Here is a 9,794-nt window from a genome sequence, read left to right as displayed (position 1 = left end):
TGCCCCTGAGCGGGTGTGCATACACGCCCTAGTGCCCGCAGCTTGCGACTACACTAACAAAAAAGCATATCTTTTCGTATAATTCCGGGGATCGGCCCGGAAGTCTCTACGAGGTCACCGTAATGATCTGGCTACGAAAAGCGGCAATGGACGTCGGCGCGAAGCCGCTCGCACCGGTTGCTGTTGCCGTTTTGCGTGAACCTGGAGGAGATGCCTTGGCGACAAGGCTGATCTTGCAGGTTTATTTTTTGTTCACTACGTATTGGGGAGGAACAAGAAAAATGGAACGTTTCTTTCGACTGAAGGAAAACGGAACAAATGTCAGAACGGAAATTATGGCGGGCTTGACGACTTTCATGACGATGGCCTACATCCTGGCCGTCAACCCGGGCATCCTCGAGCCGACGGGCCTTAGCTGGGATGCGGTCTTCCTGGCCACGGCTCTCTCGGCGGGCATCTTCACGATCGCGATGGGACTGTTCGTCAACTTCCCGGTCGCGCTTGCTCCCGGCATGGGGCTGAATGCGTACTTCGCCTCGGTCGTCCTCGCGTCGGCCGCGACCGGCAAGCCGATCTCGGTCGAGATGGCGCTCACCGCCGTCTTCATCTCCGGTCTGATCTTCGTCTTGCTGACGATCACGCAGCTGCGGCAGATGCTGCTCGTCGCTGTGCCGGACAGTCTCAAGCATGCGATCACGGTCGGTATCGGTCTGTTCATCACGATCATCGGTCTGAAGAACAGCGGCTTGTTGACGATTGCTGTCGAGACGGTGGACCCTGTTCAGGCAGGCATGTTCACGAATCTGCAAGGCTTTGAGTCCGTGATCCACATGGGCAACTTGCATGACCAAGGGGTGCTGCTGACGGTGCTCGGCATCCTGCTGATCGCTGTGCTGATGGTGCTGCGGGTGCCGGGCGCGATCCTGTTCGGGATCATCGCAACGACGATCGTCGCGATCCTGATCGGCAATGTCGATGTGAACAAGGCACTTAGCGGCAAGAGCTGGGCGCCGAACTTCGCCGAGCTGAACTTCTGGCACTTCGACTTCGCAGGCGTCATCGAGGTTGGTCTGGTGACGGTCATCCTAACCTTTACGTTCGTCGAGCTCTTCGACACCTTCGGCACGCTCGTCGGCACGGCGAACCGCGCCGGCTTCATGAAGGACAAGGAGAAGGGTCGCAAGAAGGTCGGCAAAGCGATGTTCGTCGACGCGATCGGCGTCAGCGGCGGCGCAATGCTCGGCACGAGCACGGTCACAGCCTATGTCGAGAGCTCTTCCGGGATCGCCCAGGGCGGCCGGACCGGTCTGACTGCGGTAACGACCGGTCTCTGTTTCCTGCTCGCGCTGTTCCTCTCCCCACTGATCGCGCTTGTGCCGGGTTCGGCTACAGCGGCAGCGCTGATCGTCGTCGGCGTGCTGATGATGCAGTCGGTCAAGGAGATCGACTTCTCGGACATGGTCTATGCGGTGCCTGCGTTCCTGACGATTGCGCTTATGCCGTTTACGTACAACATCGCCAACGGCATCTCGTTCGGCATCGTGTTCTACGTCGTGCTGGCCGTCATCGCCAACCTGAGCGGCAAGGCCAAGGAGAAGTACAACGTACACTGGCTCATGTGGGTGCTGGCCATCCTCATCGTTGCCCGGTACATTTTTATGGACGGTCACTAGGAAGAACTGCCTGCGTAGCGAAAGCTTGAGACGGTTGCTGGCGGAAGGACGCGATGCGACAGCTCGCGCCTGGCATCGTCTGAGCGTTGCGCTCGAACAGTAGAATCAGTAAACAGAAGGATCAGTAAGCTGCAAAGGGAGCGCATCGTCGCTCCCTTTTGACATTGGATAAGGACGTGTGGCCTGTTGGTCGGTCCAAAATGACGAGGAGGGATATCCATGGAAGCATACGATTGGGAGAGATTAAAGGCGGCTGTCCAGGCCGGGCAACGCTTCGAGTATGTGATGTTCTGGGGACATACGCCGCCCCGGGACGGGGGCGTCAATCAGGCTTGCTTTAGCCAGTGGTGGCCAAGCGAGTTCGTGCTGGACGGTAAGAGATATAGCTGCGCAGAGCAGTACATGATGGCGGAGAAGGCGCGGCTATTCGGCGATACGGAGACCGAGGCGGCGATCATGCTGGCGACCGATCCGAAGCAGATGAAGCAGCTCGGACGGGCGGTGTCGCCGTTCGATCCGGCAGAGTGGGAGCGTCGGAGCTACGACATCGTCAAGCGCGCTACGCAGGCAAAGTTCGAACAGAACGACGAGCTCAGAGAGGTGCTGACAGCAACGCGCGGTCGCGTGCTGGTCGAAGCGAGTCCGGTTGATACGATCTGGGGTATCGGACTGGCCCAGGATCACCCCGACGCGAGCGACCCGCTTCGCTGGAGAGGCCGCAACGGGTTGGGCTTTGCTCTGATGGAGGTCAGGGACAGCTTCGCCTAGGCCGGGTGCAGCGAGCAGGATTGGCAATTTTGTTGTGTTGGTTTGGTAAAGACGGATGATGGCGTGGTTAAGAATGGTATATACTAAGGGGATGGTAGAAGGATACGGGCTCGCCAGCGAGCTTAAGGACGGCGAATGCCGTCCTCTCTCAGGTTGAACGGGATTGGAGGCGGGAATCGTCATGTTTGAGAACTTTACAACCGAGCAGTTAATCGTGCATACGAATCTTCTATTGAATAGCAAACGTCATGAGGAGTTCCAGCGTCTGATCGAGGATATGCATCCCTTTGACCTGGCGGAGCTGTATCGCGGGATCGAGGAGGAGCTGCGGCCGCTGTTCCTGGCGCCGCTTGTCACGCAGGTTCTGACGGACATGATCCAGGAGCTGCGGACGGAGGAGCAGAATGAAGCGTTCCATCTGATCGGTCCCCAGCGCACAGCCGAGGTCATGGACGAGATGGACAATGACGACCTCGCGGGCTTTCTCGACTCCTTGACCGACGAGGAGCGGGACGAGTTCCTCTCTTCGATGGACGTGCTGGAGTCCGGCGCCGTCCGCAAGCTGATGACGTATCCGCCGGAGACGGCGGGACGCATCATGACGAACCGGTATGTGTGGATTCCACAGCATTATACGGTACGGCAAGCAACCGAGAAAATTCGCGACTTCGCCAAAATCTCCGAAACGATCAGCTATCTGTACATCATCGACGAGGCCCGGAAGCTGCTGGGCGTCGTCTCTTATCGGGACATTATTCTGGCAACGCCGGATGAGCGGATGAGCGACATTATGAGCACGCGCGTCATCTCTGTCCATGTCGGCATGGACCAGGAGCATGTCGCCGACGTCATCCGCGACTACGACTTTACGGCGGTGCCGGTCGTCGACGACAACGGTGCGCTCTCGGGTATTATCACGGTCGATGATATTATCGATATCGTCATCCAGGAAGCGAATGAGGATATCCAGAAGCTCTCCGGTAGCGGCAAGGACATCGACTTCAATACGAAGGCGCATATCGCGGCCGGGCGCCGCATCCCGTGGCTGATCCTGCTGCTGTTCATCGGCCTCGTCTCGGGGTCGATTATCAGCACGTTCGAGGAGACGCTCGATCGGGTCGTCGCGCTTACCTTTTTCATGCCGATGATCGCGGGGATGACGGGCAATACCGGCACGCAGTCGCTGGCGGTCGTCGTCCGCGGCCTGATCAGCCGCAAGCTGTCGGCGCAGGAGATCTTCGCTCTGGTGCGGCGCGAGCTGATGGTCGGCGTCCTGATCGGACTCACCTGCGGCTTGCTCATTACGTTCCTCATCTATCTGTGGCAGGGCAATCTGATGCTTGGGTTCGTCGTCGGCCTCTCGCTCATCTGCACCTTGATCATCGGGACGATGGCGGGCACGGTCGTGCCGCTCTTGCTCAATCGTCTCGGCGTCGACCCGGCAGTCGCCTCGGGGCCGCTCATCACGACGCTTAACGACGTGCTGTCGCTCTTTATTTATTTTGGCATCGCCACCTTGTTCATCTCTTACTTGGTCTGAGCACTTGCAAGACTGCCCTCCATCAAGGCCCCATGGGTCACGTTTCGTCCTCCCAATTGCCGCCGAATGCGAGCGTCAGGCGCGGACGTTGACGCCCCTGCCCGGCTATGTGGGGGGCCGCTTGCGTTGGGGGCGTGTTTCGAGCGCCTCTCCGCCGTGTAATATCGGGATAGATTAAGAGCGTCCGCATCGCTCATGCGATCGACAGCTCGTGTAGCAGCGGAGGGGAAAGTCACCATGTTGAAATCCTGGAAGTTCTGGCGCAATACGCTCGTCGCACTGGCGATGATGGGCCTCGCTACGTTCGGGGCAGCCTCGGTGTGGATCAATGGCCAAAATATCGATCGTCTCGAGGACCCGCTGCCCGAGCCCTCGCTTATCCTCGATGTCCATGGCGAGCCCGCTTCTCAGCTCTCCGGGACGAGGATGGTGCCAGTCGCAATCGCGCAGATGTCGCCGCGTCTGCTCGAAGCGATCGTCGCGGTGGAGGACCAGCGTTTCTGGGAGCACGGCGGCGTCGATGCGACGGCGATGGCGCGGGCTTTTTTCCGCAATACGCAAGCCGGCGGCGTCGTCGAGGGGGCGAGCACGATCACGCAGCAACTGGCCAAAAACCTGTTCCTCAGCTCGGAGCAAACGTACGACCGCAAGCTGAAGGAAGTGGCGATCGCCATGAAGATCGAGCAGACGTACACGAAGCAGCAAATATTGGAGATGTATCTGAATCAGATCTATTTTGGCGAAGGGGCGTGGGGTGTGCAGCAGGCGGCGAAAACGTACTTCGGCGCAGACGCGTCGGAGCTGACGCTGGCCCAATCGGCCATGCTGGCGGCGCTGCCGAAGGCGCCGTCGCACTACTCGCCGTTCGTCGATCCGGAGCGTGCCCTGCAGCGACGCAATCTCGTGCTGACGCTCATGCGCGATCAGGGCCAGATCACGGAGTCGGAGCTGCAGGAGGCGCAAGCCGAGCCGCTGGAGCTGAATGAAGGGACGCCCAATGAGCTGAACGGAAAATATCAATCCTATGTCAATCACGTCATCGCCGAAGCCGAGTCGCTGTATGGCCTTACCGAGGAGGAACTGCTGCGCGGCGGTTACCGGATCTATACGAATCTCGACCCCATGGTGCAACAGGCGATGGAGGGGGTCTATGAGGAGCCGTCACTGTTCCCGGAAAGTCCGGACGAGACGATCGTCCAGAGCGGCGCCGTCATCCTGGACCCGCGGACAGGCGGTATCCGTGGCATCGTCGGTCGGCGCGGCGAGCCGGTGTTCCGGGGGTTTAACTATGCGACGCAGCTGAAGCGCCAGCCCGGCTCGGCGATCAAGCCGATCGCCGTCTATGCGCCCGCGCTCGAGGCGGGATATACACCGGGCTCTATGCTGATGGACGAGGAGACGGACTTCGACGGCTACCGCCCGCGCAACGCCGACCGTCGCACCCGGGGCGAAGTGACGCTCGAGGAGGCGGTGAAGAAGTCTTATAATATACCGGCCGTATCGCTGCTGGATGAGCTGGGGATCGACCGCGGACTGGAGTCGATCCATCAGTTCGGACTGCCGACGACCGAGCGCGATCGCAACCTCAGCGTAGCGCTCGGCGGGCTGGACGAGGGCGTGTCGCCGCTGCAGATGGCGGCGGCGTATGCGGTCTTCGCCAACGAAGGCAAGCGTGCGACGCCGCATGCGATCACGCGGATCGAGCGCAGAGACGGCTCGCTGCTGGCCGAGGCTGAGACGGAGCAGGCCCAGGTCGTACAGCCGGAGACGGCCTATGCGATGACCGAACTGCTGCGCGGCGTTGTCGAGGAGGGCACCGGCCGCAAGGCGCGACTGGAGCGACCGGCCGCAGGCAAGACCGGGACGACGCAGCTCCCTGACCTGCCCGCCTACGAGGGGCTGAGCGGCAGCCGCGACACCTGGTTCGTCGGGTATACGCCGGAGCTCGTCGCCGCTGTCTGGATGGGCTATGACCAGACGGATGCTACGCATTATATGACGAGCTCCGGCGGCGATTACCCGGCTCAGGTGTTCCAGGCGATGATGACGCAGGCGCTTCAGGGCGTGCCGGTGAGCGAATTTGAAGTCTCGGAGGCGTACGAGCAGCAGAAGCGCGAGGAGCAGCGCGCTGTCCGCGAGGCTCGCAAGCGCCGCGATGCGGAGCGTCGGCAGAGCGAGCGGGCGCAGCGCGAGCAGGACGAGGCGCGGCGACTCGAGCAAGAGCGCCAGCAGGAGCTGCTGGAGGAGCAGGAGCGTCTAGGGAGCGAGCAGGAGGAGCAAGGACTCGGGGACGAAGAACCGGCCGACCCGTCCCTTGAGGAGGAGGGGCTCGGCGAAGGCAGGACGCGTCCGGGCGAGGAGTCTCGTCCCGGCGGACGCGAGGGAGAGAGGTCTGACGATCGCGAGGTGCGCGGACAGGGTCGGGAGCAAGAGGGAGCCGGCGGACGCGAGGACGAGGAATCCCGGCCCGGCGGTCGTGACGAGCGCGAGGGAGCTGGAGGGAGCGAGGGCCGCGATGGGCCTGGCGGACGCGAGACGCGTGAGCAATCCCAGCAGCAAGAGGGAGCAGGCGGGCGTGAGCGGGCTCGTCAGGAGTCGGGCGGCGACCAACAGCCGGAAGGACAGGATGCCGGGCAGCGTCTGGAGACCCGGGATAGCGGGGGCCAGGACGTATCCAACCAGGATGTATCGGGCCAGCCAGCAGCTGCGGCGGGGACGGAGTCCGGGGTGGAGCCGACTTCGCTCGGACAGTCTGCCGAAGCCTCGCCGTGACCGGGACGGAGCAGAGTCAGATGCAGAATATAATGCAAGAGTAAGAGTAAGAGTAAGAGCAGCAGCAGGAGCAGCAGTTTGGCGTCGATTAGCATAACGAAGCTTCCTTTGGCGGAACGTTATAGGATACAGGAACCAGCGGTTGTGTCGCCACGAGGCGGAGCGGCCGCTGGTTTTGGCGTTGCGCAAGACGCGCTCTGGGAGCTGCACGCGGATGTGGTCGTCTGAGCGGCGTCATGCTGCGGGTGGGCATATGGGACCATGGCGGCGACACTGGACATGATACAAGAGTAGGAAGATGAACCCAACGGCGACAAGTTTCGTATATAAGATGACACTATGCCGCAACACCCGAGGGGAGTGACATCATTGCAGAGACTGAGGAAGTTATGGCGCGAGTCGGACATACAGGGGAAGATGAAGGCGGGAATGCAGATGATCGGCCGCCGCTTGCGGTCGAAGAAGCTGTGGCGCAATACGGCGATCCTGTTCGCGGTGCTGCTGACGGCAAGTCTCGTGACGGCCAATATGTGGATCAACGGTCAGGACGTCCGGCGGCTCGAGGAGCCGCTGCCTGAGCCCTCCATCATCTTAGATATACATGGCGAGCCAGCATCGCAGCTGGCCGGGGCGCGGTTGGTGCCGGTGGCGTTCGAGGATATGCCGCGATGGCTGCCTGAGGCAATCGTTGCGGTCGAGGACCAGCGGTTTTATGAGCACGGCGGCGTCGACCTGGGCGCGATCATGCGGGCTTTTGTCCGCAACGCGCAGGCGGGCGGCGTCGTCGAGGGGGCGAGCACGATTACGCAGCAGTTGGCCAAAAACTTGTTCCTCACCTCCGAGCGCACCTTCGAGCGCAAGCTGAAGGAGGTCGCTATCGCCATCAAGATTGACCGGACATATAGCAAGGACAAGATTTTGGAGCTGTATCTGAATCAGATCTATTTTGGCGAAGGGGCATGGGGTGTGCAGCAGGCGGCCCGCACGTACTTCGGGGTCGACGTCTCGGAGCTGACGCTGGCCCAGTCGGCGCTGCTGGCGGCGTTGCCGAAGGCGCCGTCGCATTATTCGCCGTTCGTAGATATGGACAAAGCGCTGCAGCGCCGCAATCTGGTGCTGAAGCTCATGTATGATCAGGAGCGCATCACGGAGGCAGAGCTGCAGCAAGCGCAAGACGAGCCGATCAAGCTCCATGACGGGCCTGCCAATGCGCTCGCCGGACAATATATGTCGTACGCGAACCACGTCATGGCCGAGGCCGAGGCGCTCTACGGGCTGACGGAGGACGAACTGCTGCGCGGCGGCTACCGCATCTACACCAATCTGGACCCGAAGGTGCAGCAGGCGATGGAGGAGGTCTACCAGGAGGACGAGCTGTTCCCGGCCAGTCCGGACGATACCATCGTCCAGAGCGGTGCTGTCATCCTGGACCCCTCTACAGGCGGCATTCGGGGCATCGTCGGACGACGGGGCGACCCAGTGTTCCGCGGCTTCAACTATGCGACCCAACTGAAGCGGCAGCCCGGCTCGGCGTTTAAGCCGATCTCGGTCTACGCGCCCGCGCTGGAGTCGGGGTACAAGCCGTACTCGCGTCTGGTCGATATGGAGCTGGACTTTGACGGCTATCAGCCGCGCAATGCCGACCGCCGTACGCGCGGGGTGGTCTCGCTGGAGCAGGCGGTGGAGCGCTCCTACAACATCCCCGCCGTCTGGCTCCTTAACGAGCTGGGCGTCGACAAGGGGCTGGAGTACATCCATCGCTTTGGCATCCCGACGACCGACCGCGACGCCAGCCTTAGCCTGGCGCTCGGCGGCATGGACGAAGGCGTCTCGCCGTTGCAGATGGCGAGCGCCTACGGCGCTTTTGCCAATGAAGGCAAGCAGATGACGCCGCATGCGATCACGCGGATCGAGCGCAAGAACGGCACGGTGGAGGCGGTAGCGTCGATCGAGGAGCGACAGGCGGTGCAGCCGGAGACGGCTTATGGCATGACCGAGCTGCTGCAGGGCGTCATTGAGGACGGGACAGGCAGCGAAGCTCGGCTGGACCGTCCAGCCGCGGGCAAGACCGGGACGACGCAGCTGCCCAATCTCGCCGAGTTCCGCGGAGTGAGCGGCGCTAGGGACATCTGGTTCGTCGGCTATACGCCGGAGCTGACAGCTGCGGTATGGATGGGTTATGACCAGACGGATGCGGAGCATTACCTGAAGAGCTCCGGCGGCGCTCATCCGGCGCGGGTGTTCCGGGAGATGATGACTAAGGCGCTGGCGGGCGAGCCGGTGCAGTCGTTCGAGGTATCTGAGGCGTACGCCGACAGCAAGCGATGGAACTCATTCCGCGCGGGGATCGACCGGCAGTTGATCGAGTGGGAGAGCAAGCGCTACGAGAGTCGCCTCGACCGCGAGGAGCGGGAGAAGCTCCGCGAGGAGGAACGGCGGGAGCGCGAGGAGCGCCGCGAGCGCGAGAAGCTCGAGAAGGAGCGCGAAAAGCAAGAGAAAGCAGCCGAGCGCGAGCGGCAGCGCCAGGAGCGTGAAGCGGAGCGGGCCCGCGAGCGTCAGGAGCGCGAGGAGCGCCGCGAGCAGGAGAAGCAGGAGAAGGAGCGGGAGAAGCAGGAGAAAGCGGAGCAACGCGAGCGGGAGCGCCGGGAGCGCGAGGAGGAGAAGGAGCGCGAGCGTCAAGAGGAAGCGGAGCAGCGCGAGGCCGAGCGGCAGCGCCAGGAGCGCGAGCGGCTGCGCGAGGAGATGGAGCGTAGCGGGGACGGCGTCGTAGCGAGCGGCGATGGCGCCATTCCCGGCGCGTCTATGTTTAGTCTGCGATGAGATGCACTGGAGCTGACTGGTCAGCGAGAATCGAGCGCAGTAAGGGAAGAAAGGTGCGCTGGAGCGTCCGGTCAGCGCCGAGTCGCGCCTGCAAGGGAAGAAAGGTGTACTGGAGCGTCAGGCAGAAGCTCGCTCCATTCTCGATTCGAGCATGGCCTACGTAGGTTCGATTCTCATGCGGTCGCTGGAATTGCTTAACTGCAATAATACCTCTATTTATG

General features: G+C 61.9%; 6 protein-coding genes and 1 riboswitch. Of the genes, 5 read left to right on the top strand and 1 reads right to left on the bottom strand.

Features of this window, described 5'->3' with window-relative positions; all coding sequences use genetic code 11:
* The first annotated feature begins 54 nt into the window (after nucleotides 1-54).
* A riboswitch (purine riboswitch) is annotated at nucleotides 55-154 on the top strand.
* 127 nt (nucleotides 155-281) lie between these two features.
* From PA598K_RS32910 to PA598K_RS32890, 5 genes are all read left to right on the top strand, one after another.
* A complete protein-coding gene (locus PA598K_RS32910; protein ID WP_128660980.1) occupies nucleotides 282-1,673 on the top strand; it encodes an NCS2 family permease in 1,392 nt (463 codons plus the stop codon).
* A 219-nt stretch (nucleotides 1,674-1,892) separates the two neighbouring features.
* Entirely contained in the window at nucleotides 1,893-2,441 is a 549-nt protein-coding gene (locus tag PA598K_RS32905) for an NADAR family protein (RefSeq protein WP_128660979.1), read from the top strand.
* 181 nt (nucleotides 2,442-2,622) lie between these two features.
* Entirely contained in the window at nucleotides 2,623-3,981 is a 1,359-nt protein-coding gene (gene mgtE / locus PA598K_RS32900; RefSeq protein WP_128660978.1) for a magnesium transporter, read from the top strand.
* A 237-nt stretch (nucleotides 3,982-4,218) separates the two neighbouring features.
* Nucleotides 4,219-6,753: a PBP1A family penicillin-binding protein gene (locus PA598K_RS32895; RefSeq protein WP_128660977.1), complete on the top strand. Its 2,535-nt coding sequence runs from the start codon at nucleotides 4,219-4,221 to the stop codon at nucleotides 6,751-6,753.
* Between the two features lie 369 nt (nucleotides 6,754-7,122).
* Nucleotides 7,123-9,573: a transglycosylase domain-containing protein gene (locus tag PA598K_RS32890; protein WP_260405733.1), complete on the top strand. Its 2,451-nt coding sequence runs from the start codon at nucleotides 7,123-7,125 to the stop codon at nucleotides 9,571-9,573.
* Here the strand turns inward: PA598K_RS32890 and PA598K_RS37485 are convergent.
* The coding region (locus tag PA598K_RS37485; RefSeq protein ID WP_221414199.1) for a hypothetical protein at nucleotides 9,560-9,794 on the bottom strand (235 nt) is incomplete at its 5' end. The genes PA598K_RS32890 and PA598K_RS37485 overlap by 14 nt on opposite strands.

Origin of the sequence: Paenibacillus sp. 598K, from assembly GCF_003851045.1 — a bacterium.
Lineage (GTDB): Bacteria > Bacillota > Bacilli > Paenibacillales > Paenibacillaceae > Paenibacillus_D.
The sequence above is the reverse complement of the archived record's forward strand: the minus strand, read 5'-3'. Positions and strand labels throughout refer to the sequence as shown.

Bases quoted from the DNA above. Each gene is read 5' to 3' on its own strand.
- PA598K_RS32910 (WP_128660980.1), top strand. From the start codon at position 282: ATGGAACGTTTCTTTCGACTGAAGGAAAACGGAACAAATGTCAGAACG.
- PA598K_RS32905 (WP_128660979.1), top strand. From the start codon at position 1,893: ATGGAAGCATACGATTGGGAGAGATTAAAGGCGGCTGTCCAGGCCGGG.
- PA598K_RS32895 (WP_128660977.1), top strand. From the start codon at position 4,219: ATGTTGAAATCCTGGAAGTTCTGGCGCAATACGCTCGTCGCACTGGCG.
- mgtE (WP_128660978.1), top strand. From the start codon at position 2,623: ATGTTTGAGAACTTTACAACCGAGCAGTTAATCGTGCATACGAATCTT.